This window comes from Catellatospora chokoriensis, from assembly GCF_011297315.1.
Taxonomy (GTDB): domain Bacteria; phylum Actinomycetota; class Actinomycetes; order Mycobacteriales; family Micromonosporaceae; genus Catellatospora; species Catellatospora citrea.
The window spans coordinates 39,130-59,622 of sequence record NZ_JAAOTI010000019.1; the positions used below are offsets into that span (position 1 = coordinate 39,130).

Annotated in this window: 13 protein-coding genes; 10 read left to right on the forward strand and 3 right to left on the reverse strand. The window is 63.6% G+C overall.

Translation table 11 applies throughout. The annotated features are described in order from the left end of the window. The first annotated feature begins 186 nt into the window (after window positions 1–186). The 4 genes from HAV39_RS26295 to HAV39_RS26310 all read left to right on the forward strand — a co-directional run bounded on the left by HAV39_RS26295 (window position 187) and on the right by HAV39_RS26310 (window position 8,996). On the forward strand, window positions 187–1,302 hold the full coding sequence (locus HAV39_RS26295; protein ID WP_191841837.1) for a hypothetical protein: 1,116 nt from the start codon (window positions 187–189) through the stop codon (window positions 1,300–1,302). Between the two features lie 360 nt (window positions 1,303–1,662). Then, window positions 1,663–4,686: a DEAD/DEAH box helicase gene (locus HAV39_RS26300; protein WP_191841838.1), complete on the forward strand. Its 3,024-nt coding sequence runs from the start codon at window positions 1,663–1,665 to the stop codon at window positions 4,684–4,686. Then, window positions 4,683–7,862: a sacsin N-terminal ATP-binding-like domain-containing protein gene (locus HAV39_RS26305; RefSeq protein ID WP_191841839.1), complete on the forward strand. Its 3,180-nt coding sequence runs from the start codon at window positions 4,683–4,685 to the stop codon at window positions 7,860–7,862. Before HAV39_RS26300 ends, HAV39_RS26305 begins: the two co-directional genes overlap by 4 nt. A 375-nt stretch (window positions 7,863–8,237) precedes the next feature. After that, entirely contained in the window at window positions 8,238–8,996 is a 759-nt protein-coding gene (locus tag HAV39_RS26310; protein ID WP_191841840.1) for a hypothetical protein, read from the forward strand. A 148-nt stretch (window positions 8,997–9,144) separates the two neighbouring features. Here HAV39_RS26310 and HAV39_RS26315 read toward each other — a convergent pair whose 3' ends face one another. From HAV39_RS26315 to HAV39_RS26325, 3 genes are read right to left on the reverse strand one after another with little or no spacing between them, the layout of a single operon-like run. After that, window positions 9,145–9,834, reverse strand: coding sequence for a hypothetical protein (locus HAV39_RS26315; RefSeq protein ID WP_191841841.1), 690 nt, complete (start codon window positions 9,832–9,834; stop codon window positions 9,145–9,147). Continuing rightward, complete coding sequence (locus HAV39_RS26320; RefSeq protein ID WP_191841842.1) at window positions 9,831–10,745, reverse strand: 5'-methylthioadenosine/S-adenosylhomocysteine nucleosidase family protein; 915 nt, start codon at window positions 10,743–10,745, stop codon at window positions 9,831–9,833. The genes HAV39_RS26315 and HAV39_RS26320 overlap by 4 nt, the downstream gene beginning before the upstream one ends. Window positions 10,746–10,764: 19 nt before the next feature. Then, the gene (locus tag HAV39_RS26325; protein ID WP_191841843.1) at window positions 10,765–12,501 is read right to left on the reverse strand and encodes a hypothetical protein; all 1,737 of its coding nucleotides are present in this window, start codon (window positions 12,499–12,501) and stop codon (window positions 10,765–10,767) included. Window positions 12,502–12,619: 118 nt separating this feature from the next. Here HAV39_RS26325 and HAV39_RS26330 point away from each other — a divergent pair, with 118 nt between their 5' ends. The 6 genes from HAV39_RS26330 to HAV39_RS26355 all read left to right on the forward strand — a co-directional run bounded on the left by HAV39_RS26330 (window position 12,620) and on the right by HAV39_RS26355 (window position 20,349). Beyond that, window positions 12,620–13,318, forward strand: coding sequence for an NrtR DNA-binding winged helix domain-containing protein (locus HAV39_RS26330; protein WP_373311811.1), 699 nt, complete (start codon window positions 12,620–12,622; stop codon window positions 13,316–13,318). 794 nt (window positions 13,319–14,112) lie between these two features. After that, the gene (locus HAV39_RS26335; protein WP_191841844.1) at window positions 14,113–15,123 is read left to right on the forward strand and encodes an ATP-binding protein; all 1,011 of its coding nucleotides are present in this window, start codon (window positions 14,113–14,115) and stop codon (window positions 15,121–15,123) included. After that, window positions 15,120–16,121, forward strand: coding sequence for a response regulator transcription factor (locus tag HAV39_RS26340; protein ID WP_191841845.1), 1,002 nt, complete (start codon window positions 15,120–15,122; stop codon window positions 16,119–16,121). The genes HAV39_RS26335 and HAV39_RS26340 overlap by 4 nt, the downstream gene beginning before the upstream one ends. A 565-nt stretch (window positions 16,122–16,686) precedes the next feature. Next, window positions 16,687–18,186 carry a NaeI family type II restriction endonuclease gene (locus HAV39_RS26345; protein WP_191841846.1) on the forward strand — a complete coding sequence of 500 codons (1,500 nt, stop codon included), beginning with the start codon at window positions 16,687–16,689 and terminating at the stop codon, window positions 18,184–18,186. A gap of 371 nt (window positions 18,187–18,557) precedes the next feature. Continuing rightward, window positions 18,558–19,055, forward strand: a complete 498-nt coding sequence (locus HAV39_RS26350) for a hypothetical protein (protein ID WP_191841847.1) — start codon at window positions 18,558–18,560, stop codon at window positions 19,053–19,055. A 439-nt stretch (window positions 19,056–19,494) separates the two neighbouring features. Continuing rightward, window positions 19,495–20,349 carry a ComEA family DNA-binding protein gene (locus HAV39_RS26355; protein ID WP_191841848.1) on the forward strand — a complete coding sequence of 285 codons (855 nt, stop codon included), beginning with the start codon at window positions 19,495–19,497 and terminating at the stop codon, window positions 20,347–20,349. Window positions 20,350–20,493 lie beyond the last annotated feature (144 nt).

A 20,493-nucleotide genomic window follows, 5' to 3' on the forward strand; every position in this document is an offset into this window, starting at 1 on the left:
CAAGCAACTCCCGACGTCAGACGCACCAACGCCGATCAGGCGATAGGTGGCCGCACGACGCCCCGAAATCGCTGCTGCCCACCCCGCCATCTACCGGCAAAGGCATCAATCACCTTGTCAATCCGCCCGTCGAATGTCTATATCTGACCGCCTCGTAGGTCGCTGAACCATCCAGGAGGACCCCCCGTGACAGAAGTGCTGCCCGACTCCGTCGACGCCGACAACGCCGATGCCGACAGCGACGCCGTCGAACAGGAACGCGCCAAACTGCGGGAGTTCGTCAAAGGGCTGAGCGCTGACGACATCAAATCGGGCGGCTGGTTCACGAAACTCTGCGCCCAGGCACTGCGCTCATACACCGAGAAAGCCACCTGGGAGTACTTCCAGCAGAAGTACAAGGGCATGCCCGCGGACGGTATCGTCGAGCAGCAGATCAAGCTGGCAGCTAAGAACGCCATGATCCAAGGCGGGATCACCGCAAGCCTCTACACCGGGACGATCGCCGCGACCGTCGGGTCATTGGGTGGCGCCAGCCCTGCCGCTGTTCCTGCCGGCATCGCCACCTTCATGGTCGACCTGACGTACATCACCTGGCTGCAGATGCGTCTGGCCTACGACATCGCGGTGATCTACCGGATTTCCCTGGACGTCGACGACCCCGAAGACATGATGAAAGTGGTCCGGGTCGCATTTGGCGTGAAGTCCGGCGAGGTTGCCCGGAGCAGCATGAAGTTCGTTCCCAGCCTAGTCCGGCAAGTCCTCAAGAAGTACTATTCTGGTCCGGTTCTCGCCGCCGCGAAAAACCTTCCATTCATCGGCCAGCATCTCCTGCAACGCAACATCATCAAGTTCGCCATCCCAGGCGTCGGAATCCCCCTCACCATCCTCCTGAACCGCTTGACGACAGTGGCCGCCGGACGCCACGCCAAGTCGGTGTTTCGTGGCGAGGCAGAGGTGATCGAACTCGCCGACATCCTAGTCCGACGTACGCGGCACCTGCGGCTGCTGCTGTGGGTCGCATGGCTCGTCATCAACGCAGATGGCACGACTACTGACGCCGAGCTCCTGCTGTTTCAGCGGCTGGCGCGATTTGCACGGGAGCGGCACCAGGTGGATGAGGAGCAACTCGCCGACGTCGTCAACTTCGACCCGGACGACGTATGGCACCGCGTCGAGGCCGAACCCGGGGATCTCAGCGACGTCGTCGACGCCGCCGAGCGGATCGCCACCGTCGACGGGGATATCAACGCACTCGAGAAGGCGGTCATCGCTGAACTACGAGAGCGCTGCCAGCGGGGCTAGCCCGCGGTGCACAGGCCTCCCGAAGGCCGCGACGTGCCGGCTCAGGTCCCCCGTGTTCGCCCTGGCCTCCGGCTAACTGTGCCGGCTGCCCGATCGTTTCGGCACCGTCGAAGCGGCACTACCTCGTCGCCAGTGCCCCGGCGGCCGCCTCACTATCTGCTTGCCACGATCTGAACCGGATCCCGACCGGGATCGCCCGCACCACCCGTCCCCCATCCTCAGATCCTGAGTACTTGCAGCTCAGGACCTAGACGAAATGCGGTGTGGGCTGTCATCGCAGCTCCGAAACCCACGCCATGAACAGCAGCGATAGCGGCCTGTAACCTAATCGGCCCCGAACCACTGGAAGGCTTCGTCTGCATGGAGACCGCCGAGTTTGCGCCGGGCACAACCGTCCGGCTGATAGCACGCCCAGAGACCGTTGGCGTGGTCACCGGTTCACGTCACGTCGGCGGAGCGCTGCGGTTCGATGTGTTCCACGACAGCAGCGTCCATGGCTACTTCGCCTCTCAGATCGAGTTGGTGACCGGCAGTTCGCAGCGCGAAGCCGTGTCCGCTGCCGATCTGCGCGCAGGTTTCACCTCGGAGCTGCTCAGAGATAAGAACACGGCCTACCTGCACGTACGCCATGCGGGGCGCATCGATTACGAGCCTTACCAATACCGCCCAGTCCTCAAGATCGTTCAAGCGGAGCGACCCCGTATCCTCGTGGCCGACGACGTTGGTGTCGGCAAGACCATCGAAGCCTGCCTCATCATCAAGGAGCTCGCAGCCCGCCACCGTGCGCGCTCGGTTTTAGTCATATGCCCCAAGCCGCTGGTCGTTGACGACAAGTGGCGCAACGAGCTCAAGCGATTCGACGAAGACTTCGTCCACCTCGATGGCGCAAGTCTTCGTTTCTGCCTCGAGGAGACCTACCGTGAGGGTGACTGGCCGTCCAGGTACGCCAAAGCGATCCTGCCGTACTCGCTGCTCGATGAGCAGCTGCTCGTCGGGAACGGCACGAAAAGTGCGCGACGTATCGGACTCGTCGACCTCGCCCCCGGCCCTCACTTCGACCTCGTCATCGTCGACGAGGCGCATCACATCCGCAATCGGTCGACATACGCGTACCAGACCGTGCAGCGACTAACAGAGTCAGCAGAAGCCGTCGTGATGCTCACCGCGACTCCCCTACAGGTACACAGCCAAGACCTTTTCACCCTGGTGAACCTGATCAGAGACGACCTGGTGCCGAGCATGCAGGACTTCGCGCAGATGCTCGAGCCAAACCGGTTCCTCTACGAAGCGGCCGAGGCCGCCCGAGGTGCTCAGCCGCAGTGGCAGCAAGTGGTGCAAGAAGCTCTGAACCACGCCCTGGGCACAAGGTGGGGACGCCACGTTATGGCAGTAGACCCTCGCATCGCTCAGGTTCGCGACCTGCTCGACTATTCGCCTCCTGACGACGTGCGCGCACGCGTCCGCGTCGTTCGGACGCTAGAGGATCTGAACACCTTCTCCTCGATCGTCAGCCGGACCCGGCGCAGGGACATCGGCACGTTCACCACCCGCAAACCCAGCGCACCCATGGTCGCCTTCACACCAGAGCAGAAAGTCGTCTACGACGCGGTGCTCGCGCTCGGTCGCAGAATCGCCGAGCTACAGGCCCCCGGAATGTCAGTGAACTTCCTGCTGTCCATGCTGCGCCGCCAAGCAGCAAGTTCGATCAGCGGCCTGGCACCACTCGCGCAGCAGGTGCTCATGAACAGGCTGGACAACGTCGAGCTCTCCGAAATCGGAGACGATGCCCCAGACACGATCACGGTTACCGACGTCCTCCACGCACAAATCCGCGAGATCGGGCAATTGGCCGCCGGCTTGGACGGCCTGCCGGACCCCAAAGTCGACTACCTGCGCCAAGTCGTCATCGACAAGCAGGCCGAGGACAACAACAAGATCCTCGTATTCAGCACATTCCGCCACACCCTGCGGTACCTCCAGCAGAAAGCGAACTCCTGGAACGTACGCGTCGCCATAGTCCACGGCGCAGTCCCCGACGAGGAACGTCACACTCTGCGCAGACGGTTCAAGCTGCCGCGGGAACATCCCGACGCTATCGATCTAATGCTGTGTTCAGAGGTCGGCACCGAAGGCCTCGACTATCAGTTCTGCAACACCCTGGTCAACTACGACATTCCATGGAACCCGATGCGCGTCGAGCAGCGCATCGGACGCATCGACCGACGCGGCCAGCAGAGCGAAACAGTCGCCATCATCAACATCCTCACCGAGGGAACCGTCGAGGCTGAGATCTATCAGCGCTGCCTACAACGGATCGGCGTCTTCCAGCGCGCAATAGGTGGCAGTGAACAAATCCTCGGCGATCTCACCAGTCGGATACGGCGAATCGCCGAAAACCTGTCGTTGTCGCCGGCAGACCTGGCCGAGCGGCTGCGTCAGCTCGCCGACAACGAAGTTGCGCGAATCCAAGAGCTGGAGCGACTCGAAGACCAGCAAGGCGTGCTGCTCGGTCTCACCACTGAGTCATTCGAGTCAAGGATCGCTGAAGCGAGCAGCGAATGGCTCGACGACGACAAGTTGGGTGACCTGGTGCGCGCCTATCTCGGTGACGTCCTCGGCGGCCGACGCATTGCCGCACTGAAGCCCGGCAAGGTAGCCACCGTGCGGCTGGACGACGGCGCAGCCGAGCGGATAGCGGCTGATGTGCGCTCCGTGGGCGGCGCCGCGCGGCTCGAGCGGGTGCTGCGCCGTAAGGAGACAACGCTGTATCTGACGACCGACCCAGAGCTTGCCTCCGATGACGACAACATCGAGCTGCTGGCACCCACCCACCCGCTCGTCATGGCCGCCGCGGCCAGTGCAGCACTGGCTGGGGTTCCCTTCGCCTCGATGCTGGTGCAATCCAACCTCGTCCCGCCGGGCCAGTACCCGATCGCAGTCCATGCATGGACACGGCTAGGCACAGCCGACACCCTCACTCTGCGCTACATCAGCACCGACCCTGATGTTGAGGCAGCTGCCGGTGTACTGCTCGCCCAGGCTGTCGATGGCGATCCCGACTCGGTCGTGCCAACAGTCGACATGGATGCGCTTGATCTGCGCCATCACCTCGAGTGGTCCGCCGCACGCGACAAACACCGGGCGCGCGCCGGCGCACTCGCCGACCAGCGGATGGCATCCCTGCGCGCGCAACGAGACCTACAGGTACAAGCCGTGGAGAGGAACGCGAGCAAGGTAGACGACCCGAACATTCTGAGAATGCGGCGCGGCGAGCTCGCCCGTATCCGGGAGAAATTCCACAGGCTCATCGCACAGCACGAGCGGGTGCCTGACCTCCTAACCCGCCAGCTCGCAACCGTCCTACTTGAGGTAGTGAAGCCGTGACACCATTCGAGGCGCTTTCGGCGCGCAGGCGAGCATTCATTGATGCCGCGCGCGACAACGGGTTCGAGGAGGGCCTCCGCAAGCTGCTAGCGGAGCTGTACCCAGACACGGCCCACTTCATCTACGAACTACTGCAAAACGCCGAAGACGCCGGCGCCCAGGAGGTGATCTTCGACCTCCAACAGGACGGCTTGCGAGTTAAGCACAATGGCACGAGACTATTCGACCTGAAGGACATAACCTCCATCACGGGGATTGGCCAGTCCCCGAAAGCCGATGACGAGACGAAGATTGGCAAGTTCGGCGTGGGATTCAAAGCCGTCTTCGCCTACACCCAGACACCAGCCATCCACTCCGGCGAGTACTCCTTCACCATCCACGACCTGTTCGTCCCAGCTCTCATCGACGCCGACAGAGAATCTCAACAAACGACGTTCTGGTTCCCGTTCAACCGAACCGAAAAGCCCGCTCAGCAAGCGGTCAAGGAGGTCGGAGCCGGGCTACGCCAGGTCTCGGACACCTCGCTGCTGTTTCTCACAAACATCCGATCGATCCGATGCTCGCTACCGAACGGCGACACGCTGCAGCTTAAACGTCACGACGTGGATGAGCACATAATCAGGATCGACACCGGCCACGACGACAGCTCAAAGTACTGGTACCGCATCACTGGCGAGGTCCAGGCCGACGGAAAAACGCTGACCGCCGCCGCGGCGTTCGCGCTCGAGCCCCATGCCGGCAAGGAAATACAGCCGAAGAGCTACACGGTCAAACCTATCCGCGGTCAGGTCTTCATCTACTTTCCGGCGGTCAAAGAGACCTCAGGACTGAAGTTCCACATCCACGCCCCGTTCGCGTCAACCGTGGCACGCGACAGCGTCCGCGACGATCCAGGCAACGACACATTCGTCGCCACCATTGCCGACCTCGTCACCGGCGCGTTGCCGCGGATGCGCGATGCGGGTCTCATCACGGATGACCTACTCGGTGCCCTACCCAACAATCGTGATGAACTGCCTGATCGGTACGAGCGCCTCCGCACGGATGTCATCGAAGCTTTCTGTAAAGAGCCTCTTACGCCCATGATGGGTCGCGGCTACGCTCCATCAGTCCAACTGCTAAGGTCGCACTCCAGCATCCGAACAGCGCTCTCCGTCGAGGACGCCAACTTCCTTCGTGGGTTTGCCTGGACTGACAACAAGCCCCGTGTCGGCTGGCTGCGTTCGCCTGAGGGCAGGGCCGGCCATTTCCTATCGTCATTGCGCAGCGTCCAGTTTGACCACGGGGAAGTTTCCACCATCCTTTCAATCCTCACGGACCTCTACACAAAAGAAGACGCCTCCGACAGGGCATGGCAGTCCTGGAACGAGTGGATTGCGACCAAGTCCGACGTTTGGATGCGGCAGCTGTACATCGTTCTCGGCGCCCTACCTCAGCGGGCAGCACGCAGTGAACTTGGATTCTTCACAGCTGACCAGCTCCGCCACAGGCTAAGCACCGCGCCGATCGTTCGCGTGCAACACTGTGGCGACGTCCAGCATGTGCCAGGAGAAGGCGCGTACCTCCCAACAACACGAGGCTTGCACGCTGAAGGTCTCGTAGTTGATGCGCTCGCCGTGTTCCCGGACGCCACCTCCAACGATCCAGACCGCGAAGCACTACGAGCGTTCTACAACGTCGCCCAGGTCAAAACCTGGAATGCGGCCGCGCGACTGGACATCAACCTCAGCGCCTACAACCAACATGCGCCAGCTGTCACCAAAGATCACCTTGAAGACCTTCGCGTGCTTCAGCAACTCATCGACTCGGGGGCTGTCGCTACTGACAGCTACCGAGACAAACCGGTCTTTGCGGCAGTGCGTCACGACGGAACCTGTCATTGGGCCGCCGCCCGTGACCTCTACCTCGACGACCCGTTCGTCACGACTGGCATGAGCGCCCTCTACCGCTCGCCTTCCTACCGCGGCCAGCGCCCAAGCCAGCTCGTACCCGACTACATCGGTACGTCGTTCGACACCGGCCAGCTAGCCCGACGCCTGGGAGCTACAGCAGGATTCTCCGTCGCGCAGATCCCCATATGGCGGAACCTCAAATTCGACGAACGATGGCGGCGCGACCGCGAAAACGACAACATGATCTCACAAGACTGGGAAATCCCCCACTTCCGCGTCGCCGTCGCGACCGGGAACGAATCCCTGCTGCGAACCCTATGGAAGACGGTTTCGCTGGCGAAGGAGACCTGCGCCGACGCCATGTATCGCTCGAACCGATCAACGCGACTATACAAAATTGAGTCGCAGCTCCTACAAGCATTGCGCTCGACACCATGGATCCTCGATCGCGATGGCAACCTTCGCCGACCGGAAGATATCACCGCGGAACACCTCGCAGAAGGCTTGCACCTCCCGTCAAGTGCGCCACTACTGGATCGGGCCGGGTTCGGCAAAAGAGCTGCTGCAGACGCTCAGCGCCAGCAAGAAGACGCGGACATCGCCAAGCGATTCGAGTTCGAGTCCCCCGAGGAGATGCGTCGGATCGCCGACCTCCGAAAACGAAACCCAGACAAGTTCAAAGCACTAATTGAAAGCATGGACGCCGAACTCAGCCTGCCAGAGGCCGCCAGCGGTGCGCCCGACCACCGTGCGCGGCGTGCCCGAGAGCTATCGGCTGACGCCCCAACGCGCAGATATGCCATGCGCCTACGATCGGTCCTGATACAGGAGCCCGGCCACCTCAGCGCGATGCGACACTACCTCCGACGGATGTACACCAACGAGCACGGTGTACTCATCTGTCAGGTGTGCCACCACGCGATGCCGTTCAAGATCCCCTCTGGTGAGGACTACTTCGAGGCAGTCCAATTCATCAAGGGAGCCGCGCGGGAGCTTCAGGCAAACCGTCTCGCGTTGTGTCCAACCTGCGCAGCAAAGTACCACCACGCCCTCGGCACCTCACGCGATCAGCTCCGCAACAACCTCCTCAACCAGAACATCGGCCGTCAGGCGAGCGTCACAATAGCCATCCAGCTCGCAAGCAAGCCTGCCACCATACGATTCGTCGGCACGCATGCAATCGATCTCCAGAACGCCTTGGACACCGTTCATCCATCAGTCCTCGAAGGCGAAGAACAAGACACCGAATACGACGACGAGAACGGAAACGTGGAGATTCGTTAGCTCCATGTGGGAACTGGCGATTGCGTCCGTGGTCCGCCGGCGATGCGAGCAAATGCTGCAGCTCGCGGTAGGCCGCGGGCGGTTGCCGACTCTGGATGCTCGTCCGCGAGCCCTGCGCGCCACCCGGGCCTGGCGGCGCGCAGGTTCGCTAGCGGCGGCTTCGCCATAGCGTGGCAGCGATGAAACCGAATGCGTTGACGCGCGTGGTGCCCGGCTCGGCCACCAGCTGTGCCACGCACGCCGCGCGCCACTGGCGCAAATGGGCGCTAGAGATCAGAATGCACCCATCGGGTCGAATCGCTTGTTGCAACAAGGTGCGATAATTGTGCAGGTCACCCCTGCGTCGAGCAGGGGTCTCGCAACGGAGGCGCTCCCTTGTCGATTCGCCGCTGGATGTATGTTGCCCTAGCCACAGCTGCTCCGCTGCTCCTTATAGGCATCTGGCTTGGCGCTATTTCTTTTCTTCAGAATTTCACAACTGAGCTTGCCGGTATACTCATAAGCACGGCCGTGACTATCCTGCTGGTCGAAAGAATCCTCGATCGAGAAAAGGGGCGCGTCTGGGGAACGGCGAGAGTTAACTACGCGCGCGCCGCGGATCTTTATATCGAACAATTCCTATTCGAATGCCTGGTTTCGTTCGTTGGCATCCCACATAACCGCAAAGACGATGGGACATATGAACGGTTGACTGGCGCCGATGTCGCAAACTACGTCGAAACCCACCGTGGCGAGCTGAGCAGCCTCTATAGATACAGAGATGATGGTTCGGTATACATGGAGGTCAGTCCCCAGGATGCCTCTTCATCAACTCTACTTCACAAGGTTTCCCCGACGCTTTCTACTTTACAGAGGACGGTGACGCCGCGAGTTTTAGGCTCCGAGCATGACCCAAAGTTTGCAAATTTGCTACTCCGCATAGAGCGCGCAATGTTTCATTGGAGGTCTAAGGTCGAATTGGTCGAGGATGACTGGGGGCTTGCGGAAGCGGATGCATGGGCACAATTTGAGATACTCGCTCGATGTGTCGACGATCTCGACAATCATCTAAGGTCCAGATATGGAGAATTGCGTCCCAGCGATGACCTAGAGGCCTTCAATCTAGGCCGTGTCTCAGAAGCAGGTTATCCATAGCCATCTCTCCTGACTCGTATACGCTCCTCGGAAGCCAGGCTGGCGAGGAGTCTGAGGAATTCGCACACTCCCGCAACACAGGGACAGCTGAGATGGCTTGTCTGCGGGCGGTTGTTGGCCGCCAAGCGCGGCAGGCTGAGCCGTCGGCTTAACGGCCGGGAGCGGTGCGCAGGTGGGTAAGCAGCCCGGCAAACGGCTCATCCGCACATTCCCAGGCGGTGCTGAACAGCCGAAGCGCATGGTCGTAGAGCGGGCTCGGGTTGCGGAAGACCAGGCAGGGTGAGCGGCGTCCGTGCAGGTGCGCGGCGTAGGGTGTCAGATAGGCGACGCGGTCAGTGACGATAACCCTTGCCACCTGGGGAAGGTCGTAGAGTTTCAGCCGGATCCGGTCGTGTCTCTGCGCGATCTGTCTGACGTACCGAATGTTGTTGCACACCTGGTCCCGTAGCACGCCTCCGCGGAACGCCGGGTCGATCCGGCAGACCTCCCGTTCCCGCTGATCGAGCCAGCTCCCTGCGGGCCGCGGATCAGGCAGTAGCACCTCGACGAACTCCAGCCGTCCGGTGGCGTCCAGCCACACGAGGCGGAAGGCTTCGCGGGTCAGCTCGTTGCCCCGACCTGCCATCACCTTGATCCACCGCGCCTGTGCGAGGTCAGTGGCGAGGTCGGCGGCCGCGAGCGTCTGATGATCGTAGGTGCGTTCGATCCCGATCCCGGTCAGCGTGGACAGCTGTCGTGTCAACCAGCGCCGCCCCTGCCTGGTAACCAGCCAGCCGCCCACGACGGCGATCGCGGAGGCGACCAGGGAGCTGACGACACCGAGCGTGAAGTCGTTCACTGGTGGCCCGCCGTCTCGTCGAGGCCCTTCATGAGCGTCGGCAGGAGCTCCCTGAGGGTTTGGGCGGCGTTGCGGGCGGCGAGTTCGTGCCGGCTGTCGTCCTTGGCCGGGTCGGCGTGGTCCGAGATGCCCCGGATGACCATCCAGCCTTTCGGCCCGTCCAGGTGTTGCTCGTCCTCGTACGAGGCCTGGGCGAGGGCGGCGCCTTCGGTCTCCACGGCCAGGGTCTTGTCGTTGACGGTGTGCAGGTACTGGCGGATGGCGCTGCTCGCGTCGCGGATGACCGACTCGCCGGAGCCGATGGGGCCGGGTCGTGCGATGTATCCGGCGGAGCCTGGCGGGCTGAACCGCGCGGGTTCGCCGTGGTCGGCGAAGAAGTCGTTGATGGCGTTCTGCACCCAGTGCGGGACCTTGTTGACGTTGGCGCGCCGCCTGGTGTCGCCGGGTTCCTCGCGGCGGGAGTCGTAGTGGATGATCTGGTTGGCCACGGCGACGTCGCCGATGCCCAGGTCTGGATGGATGCCGCCGGCGATGCCGACGATGACGACCAGGCGGGGGCGGTAGCGCTGACGCATCGCCTGGTAGGCGGCGACGGTCGACTGCTGGCCGCGGTCGGACTGCTGCAGGGTCACCAGTCGCGCGCTGCCGCCCGGGTAGCCGATGGTGAACTCGTGGAACGTTCGGTCGTCGTGGCGGGCTTCGTGCCGGTCGGTGCTGCCGGCGGCCAGTGCGCTGATCGCGCTGGCTTCGGCGGCCACGACGGTCAGTACACCGATGTCGCAGCGTTTCGTGGCCTGCGCGCTGGTGCTCGGGGGCGAGTAGTGGACCTGGGCGCCGGTGCCGATGGCGCTGCCGGTGATGTGCATTTGGCCGGGGCCGAAGTTCTGGATGCCGTGGTTGTGGTTGGTCATGGGATGATCCGTTCGCAGGTCAGCCGGCAGCGGGTGCGGGGGCGGTGGTGACCGTCGCGTTCTGGCCGACGGCGGTGGCGGTCATCGACATGGTTCCGTGGTTGATCACGCCGTTGTTGAGGATCGCGGTGGCCCGCTGCCGGAACTCGGAGGTGTCGACGCCTTTAAGCTTCAGGAAGTGGGTCATGGACGAGAGCAGCCGCCGTTCGATGACCTGGGCGTGCTTGTGGATGTCGGCCAGCTGGAAGTAGTTCGTGTCGGCGTCTGTCTCTACCGGGGCCGGCTCATCGCGCTCGTGCGGCTGCTGTGACGCGTCCTCGCGGGTGCTGAACCTGGCGCCGATGTCGGATCCGCGGCGGGGTTTGGCGGTGCGGTCCGTTCGGGCTTGCCGCGCTCTCGCACCGAGCCTGAGCTCGCCGGCCAGCTGGCCGGTGCGGCCGAGAACCTTGGGCAGCTGCGCGAGGTCGCGCCCGACAGCCCGGCGGACGGCACCCGGTCCGGTCGCGCCGATGACGTCAATGGACTGGTAGGCGGACTTCGTGGGCGTCAGCGCGTAGGTGGAGAACTCGATGTACAGGGTCTTGCCCTGCAGGGAGATGTGCACGAAGACCGTCGTGACCACCTCCCCGCCCCAGGAATCCACCTGGCACGCCAGATGGTGGCGGGCGGCGTCGCTCGGATCAGCCATGATCTGCCGGGTGGCTTTGAGGGTCGGGCTTTCCAGGATCTCGCGGTAGGTGTTGACGAAGGTGCCCTTGAGCATGATCCGGTCGTCGACTACGAGTCCTGGCAGCCGGATCTCGGGATCGGCTTCGTCGGCCAAGGTGCGCAGCCGTTCGTGGAGGTATTCGACGAGTTCATGCGTCCGGAACGGCGGGACGGGGAACTCGCGCTCCTTGGCCATCGAGGGATGCAGCAGCGCCGCCGGTTCCTCGGCTACGAGCAGCGGCTGGGCGAAGGACCAGGACCGCCGGTGGATGCGCTGCCCGCTGCCGATGAAGGGGTCGAAGCCGGAGTAGATCGTGAACGTGTGCGACTCCTGGTCGGCGATGGTGCGCTGGCGTGTACTGCGCGGTTCGAGGTTCACGGCGTCCTCGTCGCGCAGCCGGTTCAGTGCTCGCTGGCGACAGGCGGCGGCTAGGGACACGGACGCCACCAGTGCCGCGGCGAATAGTGCGGTGTCGAGCAGATCTCCGCGAAGGGGCCATTCGTGCGCCTCGCCGGTGGGCTGCAGGGCGAGGCCGAGCAGGCCGAGACTGCTCAGCGTGAGGCAGCCGGCCATCAGCAGGCCGAGGGCCTTGAACCGGTACTGGACTTGCCGAAGCTCGTATTCGGTCTTGCGCTGGACGAAGTAGGTGTAGAGCTGCCGCGTGACGTCGTACAGCGCCTGGGTCGTGCGCCACGCGCCGAGTAGGCCGATTAGCAGGGCTGCGCTGAGCGGCGCCCACCACAGGGCAACCAGGGTCAGGGCGCACACCGCCAGGTGCAGGCACAGGTCGATGCGCCAGGCGCGCCAGCCGTGCACGAGCACGGGTGTCAGCCGGAACCCGAATGAGGGTGCCACTCGTCGGCGGTTGTCGTTGTGCACTTCATGCAGCACTCTGCGCCGGAAGTCGGCATCTAGGTACATGCCGGAGCAGAGGTGCCGGGTCGCGGCACGGTAGTCCCGGATCTCCGCGTCGGTGCGGCGGGCCCGGGTGGGTGTGCTGCGTTGTCGTGGAACTCTGCGGTTCGTGCTGCCTCCACTGTCATCCATGAGGGGTCTCCACCTTCGTCGTCTCACGGGTATATATTGTCGTAGTGACAAGAAGTGGTGAGGCTTGGACCGTAGCCGCTTCAGCGCAATATGTCAATGCCTCTATCAAGGGATCGTGATGATGGCCGATCAGCGCCCGCCGACGTTATTTCAGATAGCGGTTGACCTGGTGATAATGACCATCCGCGCGGACCGGCTGCACGTCCTGCAGGTTTTACGGGGCAAGGAGCCGTTCCTCGGCGGCAGTGCGCTGCCAGGCGGATTCGTGCGCCTGCCCGAAGACCTCGAAGCGACCGCGCTACGGGAGCTGACGGAAGAGACCGGCCTGGACGGCTCGGCGCTGCACCTGGAGCAGCTGCACAGCTACATCGCCGCCGACCGGGATCCCCGCGGCCCGGTGGCGTCGGTGGCCTACCTGGCCATCGCACCGAACCTGCCGATTCCCGTCGCGGGCACGGACGCCGCCCGGGCCCGCTGGGAGCCCCTCGACGACGCGGGGCGTGCGTCGGATCCCCTCGCCTTCGACCACGACCAGATCCTGGCCGACGGCCTGGAACGAGCCCGCACGAAACTGGAGTTCACGCCCGTGGCGACGGCGTTCTGCGGCAGCACGTTCACCATGACCGAACTGCGCCGGGTCTACGAGATCGTCTGGGGCGTGGCACTGGACCCACCGAACTTCCATCGGAAGATCACCAGTACGCCGGGATTCGTCGTGGAAACCGATACCCACCGGCCTCTCGGCGCCGGCAGGCCGGCTCGCCTCTACCGGCGGGGCACTGCCAAAGTGCTGCATCCGCCGCTGTTGAGGCCCTGAACGGCCGCCTGGGGCGTCGACGAAAACCCTGCGCCGCACCGGGGGATATCTACCGACTCGGATGGCGCAACCACGAGTGGCGTTACTCAACCCCGGGCGCAAACAGGATCGCGGACACCTGGTTTGAGCATCTGCAAGCAATTCCAGAGGTCCGCAGACTGATGAGGAACGTGTGGGAGGCATCCGACCATAGCGCACATCGCCAGCCAAAGAGCTCGGAAGCATAAGCCCGCCAACTACTGGCCACGGCCCTCCTGCACCATGCTTCGACCACTTGAAAGTCACGTTGTCGGCGACACATTGACACGCAATACCTCCGGGGGCGGGTTCACCAGGTCCCGCCGCGAATGTTGGCGCTACGCCGTGCTCTTCGTGTCCACGTTGACCTTGTCAGTCACGTGGCCGCGATCCAGCGGCGGATACCTGCCCATATCCTGTCCGCAAGGCACCCAGAGGATCCGTTGTCACGAGTCACTAAACGGAACGCCAAAGCGCCTCTGGTTCTCTTCCACGGATGAACCCAAAGCCTACCCACCGCGCTCACCGACTCGTGCGCTGGCCCGAACCAGCGCATATAGATCGATATCTGCGCTTAACATCGTCACCGCCCTTGGGACAAGCTCGGTATCGAAGGCAAGAGTCAACATCTTGTACTGCAGGGGCGCCCGCGAATCTGCCGAAGTGAAAGATCATGGACTCTTCGTGCGACGGTGCCGATCCGGCGACAATGATCGAGCCATCAGCGCGTCGGAGACGAACGCGAGTGCCACGTGCGGGCGAGGATGAGAATGTCCGTGACTGATCGCAGAGCTGACGAAGCGCACAGGATCACTGGAAGCCGGACGCCGCTCAAGATCCTTGTCAGTCTGGTGAGTTTTGGCTTTACGTTCTTAACTACATACATCTTCGAAGCGTTGTCGACGCGCCCTGAGGTCCTTGTTGGATTAATCGCATCGCTGTTCGTGGCGGGGGTTGCTTTCGTCGTACAGTTTCTGTACGACCTCGAGCGGCGCCAGGCACACATGGAGGCGAATCTCGAGAGGTTCGCGGGTGACGCCCAGCGGCTAGCAGGTCAGCGCGACGCCGAGGCGGAACAGATGAGGTTGCTGATCCGCTACGTCGAGGAGCAGCTGCCCATCGTGATCAAGAATACGTTCCAGCTCGGCCAAAGGGAGGAGCCGCTCGTACGCGAGTTGGCACACTCGCTAAACACGCCGTTGGCACAGATGGAAGCAACGGTACTGGGGATGGGCGGGAGTACCCCCTCCCCCGGCTCTCCAGAGGCCGCGATCCTGGCAGGTTTGCGGGCCAGCAAGGCGTTCCTGGCGACCTTTCGCCAAGTCGCGACACTGGCGCGGGACAGCCAGGCCTGGGAAGCGGATTCGATATCGAAAACGGTGCAAGCGGCCGGTGAGCTCTACGTGGCAAAGGCGGCCAACGGAGCAAGGCTCGACGTTATCCTGCCCGACGATCTCGACGGATACGGGCGCAACTATGTAGTCGCCGCGTTGCTGCCGCTGCTGGAGAACGCCGTCGAGTCCTCGCCGTCGGACCGAACGGTTGAGGTTACGGCGGTATTGACGGCTCGGTTCTACCTGTTGCAGGTAACCAACCACGTCGACGGCCTACCCCATCTCCCGGACGATATGTATGTCAGCGGCTGGAGTTCCAAGCACGACCATGAAGGCCTTGGGCTGGCGACGGTGCAGACCATCCTGGCCTCCCTCGACGGCGCTTCGCTGACCCACACAGTCGACGGCTCACGCGTTACCTTCACCATTCAACTGCCTCGGAGGCGAAGTTGAGCAACAAGGTCCTGTTGGTGGATGACAACGCTGAGTTCGCCAGACGCGCAGCCGAACTCGTTAGCGCACGCACAGGTCTGGAGACGAGCTACGCAACCACGCCCGAGGATGCCATTGGCCATGTCGAGCAGCATCCCATCGCGGTTGTCGTCATGGATCAGAAGATGCCGCGCATGTCAGGTACCGATCTCTTCGCAGTGCTATACCGCATGAATCCGCAGCTGCGAGGGATCATGCTTAGTGGCGAGGCAGATGGACCCGAGGTTGGACTTGCCTTCAAGATCGGATACAGGGACCACCTAGAGAAGGGCCGGATCTCCGAGCTGCCCGACCGCGTGCTGGTCCAATACGTGCGTTACCTGGCCAGCAACGGCGCTGACCGCCAAGCGGCCGGTGACATCATCTGGCCTCGTCCATGGTATCGACGAATACTAGTGACGACATCGATCCGACTGCTCTCGGCGATCGAACTGGAGCCCCGAGTGTTGGCTCCGGACGGCTGGGTGACGGTGTTGACCCTGCAATCGGGCGAGGAACAGGTGCTGCGGTACGAGGCGTCGCGCAGCGAATCACGCACGATGGAGGCGGAAAGCCAACGGGTGCTGAAGAGCGTGCTCAACGTGGGGCCGAAGGCGTTCGCCGATGTCCTGTCCTCGGTGCTGGAGGCGTCCGCAACAACGACGCTTCGCAATACACAAGCGATCAGCCGAACCACTGTCCGCAGCAGTGAACGGACGTTGAGTCTCCCGCAGCCTCCATTGCAGGACGATCCGTTACACGTGCGAGCGCGGCACTTCCAGCAAGCAGTTGTCTATCGCAAGTCGCTTCTGACACTGGAAGCGCGATGCCGACGCTGCCCGATCTCGGAGCGGATCCCGGTGGTGGTCTTTGAGGACACCGGGCAGCTCGCCACCCGGCACTGCGACCGTCTTAATACGGGCGAGGAGCGGATCGTAGACACGGGATACATAACACTGTCCGAGCCCTCCACGCTGTAACCCACTCGGCCAGGCCTACTGGCGATAGCCATCGGCACGCCGTCGCGGCTCGGGGTTCTTCCTCCGAGCACTACTACGGCAGCACGTTCGGCCGTCGAGGGCATTACCAAGGGCCGGATGCCGGTTTTATGGCACGTGCGTGGCCGGCGCCACTAGCGTCTGTCGGTCGGGCGAGTTGCCTGCTGACGGCTCACGCGCCGACGCTGTTGGGATCCGGCCGTAGTCCGCCACGCAGTGAACAGCCCACCCACGGCCACCGCGACTGCGGCCAAGGACTCAGGGCCTACCCCGAGCGCGACAAACCCGAGCGCGGCGGCAAGGATGATGGCGAGTGCCGCCAGGTCGAGGCGTGACATCAATAATCCAATGTGTCGGTTGGGCGGGTCTGTGCAAGCCTGCCATGCGGTAGTCTCTGGCGAGAAGGCAGAATATTTGTTTCTCAAACATTCCCATAGTTTCGCGTTTGCACGGAGTACCTCGACTGATGACCGCAGCTCAGCCTAGACGGCGTGGACGACCATATGGCCAGCTCATCGGGTCTTGCCAAGAGATCAATGAGCTAGCGATGCTGATGCGAAGCATGATGAACAATTCAGGCTTGACGATCGTTGCCCTGCAACACCAGCTTGCCGCGCGATACGAGCCGAAGCACCCAGCCCGATTGCGGGCTGCCAGCATCTCAAGGCGTCTCAGCGGGCTTGAGCTGCACATATCGCGACCGTTCATCGAAGCGGTGATTGAGATCTGCTCGCCCGAGCAGGATCGCAAACGCGAACTTGACCGGGCCCGTCAGTTACTGCAACGCGCCACGGCCAATCCGACGCCCGTGCAGATCGCGTCCCAACCCCCGCAGCCGACGGCAGGCGACCTACGACAGGTCCTTCGCTTGCAGGAACAACTCCTGCTAGCTAAAGACGATCTTGCTGCCGCCGTTGCGGCACGGCACGCCGCGGAACTCGAGGTCGCACGCTTGACCGCACTGGTAGGCGCCAGACCGGGCACCGATCCGGAGCACAACGAGCCCGAGAGCACTGCGCTACCTCAGTCCGGCACCAAGCCGCCTATAACCTCAGCACGCCAGGGCGACGCGAAGGAGCCAGAACAGCCCGAGTCTCAGCGCGACAGCCACTCGGTGCCCGAAAGGAGCCCAGTCCGGGTAGACGACGCGGCGGCACAAGTGGCCAAGGAACTCGCCCCTCACGTACAGAGAATCGGCCCGCTGCTGCGCAACGCTTTCGACTACATCATCGACGGCAGGCACACCGGCCGCCTGGATCTCCAACAGCTCACGCGCACCGAGAAGATCTACCTCGTCGAACGGTCGGTATTCGCTGTGCGCGAGGGTCTCGATCTAGCACCAGGCCGTCGACTCGACGCGCAGGTTGCCGGGCACGACGTCAAGATCTGCTTCACGACAGGAACCAACTGGCTAGTTCCGCGGGAAGCGACCGGTGCGGTGCTCCTGCTCGTGTCGGCGAGCGAGGCGGCCGGCACCTATCGCGTCGGTATCCTGCAAGCGACCGACGACGCACTATCGGCCGGTCAAAACCTGGACGGCAAGCGCGCGATCAATGTGCTAGGGCGTGGCCGGATCCGATGGCTGCTGCGCGACGACTCCCTGCCGGAAAACGTCTTCGCGACCATGCCACCGTCGGACCTCAACACGTTGCTGTCCGTGCCGTCGGGCGTTAAGCGGGTCTGTGAGCTGTTTCGACGCGTGCAGCAGCGGCCAATCGGCACGGCGGCCCTCCAGACGGCGTCCATGCAGTTTGACGCGGCCAAGCGAGTCCGCGACGCTCGAGGACTGCTGCGCGCTGAGGGGATCACCGTGCTCAATCACCTCAACGCGGCACTGCTGCACGCGCTAGACCTGCCTGTTCTTCAGAAGGGCCAGTATCTCAGCGTGCGGCTGTACGGCATGTCAACACCGAATCACGATCGGCCATCTGTATTCATCGACGGAACGTGGTGGACGGTCGCGAAAGCTGACGAGCCCGTCCAACCCCTCGACGTCAGAGTGCACCGGTGGCCGTTCGACTCGGATGCGGGCAGCGACACGCCGTAGCCGAGCGAGCCGCGACGGCAGCGCCCTCAGTCGATCGGCGACCTCCGAGTCGGTTGCGTCGACGGAATTGGTGTACCGCCCGACTGTTACCGGCAGCGCGCTGGTGGTGAGGCGGCATTACCGCCCGGTATGGAATTCGCTGACCCGAACGATCCCGTCATCTGTAATTTGGCGCCGCGCCTCAGCCCAAGGCGTCAGCGGACGCGCGGCCGGTCGACCGGGTCAGGCTGCTCGAGCTCTCATACCCCCCGGACAGGACTTGGCGAACTCGTGAGCCTGTTCTACTGCGGCTATTAGCGCTGCACATGCAGTTGGTGAACCGATACCCGGTTGGCAACCACGGAAGATCGCTCGTTGGTATGGTGCCCGCCATGATCAGCGCTGATTCTCAGCAGCAGGCTCGTAGCCTGGTGTACGGCCATTCCCAGTTGCACGACAGCTTGGCGTTCGCCGACGCCGCCAACGCGGCGGAGGAAGCCGCAGAGATCGAAGCGATCGCGGCGGCGCGGACCTGGGGCGAGGCCCGTGGCCTGCGCACCCGGCACGTGAACAACCCGGCTGCAGTCGACGACGATGACCCGGACATGCAGCCCGATGACGCGCCTTTCGACATCAGCAAGCTCACCGCGGTGGCCGAGGGTGACTGGCCGCCCATGGTCACCGCCAGGGCACTCGACTTGCTGCCCCACGATCTGCAAGCCCGCTTCGCCTCGAGCGGCTTCACCACCCTCAACGGGGACTTCCTCTACATCCCGGCCGAGCGGGAGACCGAACTGGTCGCCGAGCTGCGCGACCGCGGTATCGAGGTCACCCGTGATAACACGCTCATCAACGCTCTAGACGGCCGGAGTTTCGCTCCCCTGGACTGACTCGCACGCCACGGGCACGCAAGTTCCGACGACCGTTGCTCGGGCGGCCTGCCTGTGTCAGCACGACTACCAGGCCACGTTAGCCACCAACGCATCGGACGCCTCTGCCCGCGGCTCACGCCAGGAAGATGGCGGCCGCACCCTCACCAGGTGTACGCCGACGCCTTCCGGCCGCCGACCGGTCGCTGAAACCAGAAGGTGTCAGCACCGCAGCCAGCGTCGCCAGGTGGTCGGATGCGCCGCCAGTCGCCCACAAGCGCGTCGGCCGCGGCAGCCACTGCCGCACCTGCGGTCACGGCGCCAGGATTTGCCACTCGCAGGCAGCCCAACCAGGCCGGATCCAGCTCCTGCAGTTCGTCGAGCCGCAGACCGACGCCAGCCTCTACACCCCGACCGCCCGAGTAGCACGCCAACATCCCCACCGAGCAGAAAGCACACCATGATCAGCAGCCCTCATCACCTCCCGCCAGCCCAGCCTCCCGCCCCACATCCCGCGCGGAAGCTGAGCTGGCGCATCATGCACAGCTGGTGGCTGCTGCTCACCATCTTCGGCTGCTCATGCCTCGGTGGTGCGGGCTTCCTCTACGTCGGCCTGCGAACACAGCGCAAGTCCTGGTCGATCGCAGGGCTGATCTACATCGCGGCAGGCATCACCTTCGCGTCCGTCGCCGACGGCACTGACGACAACCTCATTGCCGATCAGGTCGGAGTCGGCCTGCTGTTGTCGGGCTGGGCCGCCAGCATCGTCCACGGCCTACTGATCAACAACCAGTGGCTGCAGTGGCAGGCCAACCGCATTCCCTGGTACCAGACCCTGCCCGCAGGCACCGTTCCCGCCCAGCGCTGGCGGTACCTGCCTGCCACCGGCACCATGCCGCCAGCCGGAACGGTCCCGCCACCTCCGCACCACAACGCTCCCGCGCCAGCCGCGCCCGTAACGCCAGCCCAGCACTCCGGCACCGCGCCTGCCGCAGCACCACCGGCCATGCCCGCGGTCCCCCGCCCGCCGCAGCCTGTAGCACCACCCGCACCCGTACCGCCCACCGCACCGGCCGGCACGGTCGACATCAACACCGCCGGCGCCCAGCAACTGGCAGAACTACCTTTCTTCGACCCTGCGCGCGCCGCACGGGTCATCGCCGACCGCCAGAGCCGGGGCCGGTTCAGCAGCGTCGAAGAATTCGCGGCCGCCGCCCAGCTAGCGCCGCACGAATACATCGGCCTCCTGCAGATCCTCGTCCTGGCTCCGCCGCCACTGACACCGCCGCAGACCGGGCCCGCACTGGACGAGTGACGCGCTAGCGCTCGCCGGGCTCCGCCAGCCTCCACGACGAGGAGCCCGGCCAGCGCGCTAACCATCTGAGGTAGAGGGCGACTGCGTCCGCTGCCCGGCTCATCAACCCGCGCCTGCGGACAAAGAGCTACATGCGGATGTGAC

Excerpts from the sequence above, each read along its gene's own strand:
- HAV39_RS26300 (WP_191841838.1), top strand. The coding sequence starts at position 1,663 with ATGGAGACCGCCGAGTTTGCGCCGGGCACAACCGTCCGGCTGATAGCA.
- HAV39_RS26320 (WP_191841842.1), bottom strand. The coding sequence starts at position 10,745 with ATGACCAACCACAACCACGGCATCCAGAACTTCGGCCCCGGCCAAATG.
- HAV39_RS26325 (WP_191841843.1), bottom strand. The coding sequence starts at position 12,501 with ATGGATGACAGTGGAGGCAGCACGAACCGCAGAGTTCCACGACAACGC.
- HAV39_RS26330 (WP_373311811.1), top strand. The coding sequence starts at position 12,620 with ATGATGGCCGATCAGCGCCCGCCGACGTTATTTCAGATAGCGGTTGAC.
- HAV39_RS26345 (WP_191841846.1), top strand. The coding sequence starts at position 16,687 with ATGCTGATGCGAAGCATGATGAACAATTCAGGCTTGACGATCGTTGCC.
- HAV39_RS26350 (WP_191841847.1), top strand. The coding sequence starts at position 18,558 with ATGATCAGCGCTGATTCTCAGCAGCAGGCTCGTAGCCTGGTGTACGGC.
- HAV39_RS26355 (WP_191841848.1), top strand. The coding sequence starts at position 19,495 with ATGATCAGCAGCCCTCATCACCTCCCGCCAGCCCAGCCTCCCGCCCCA.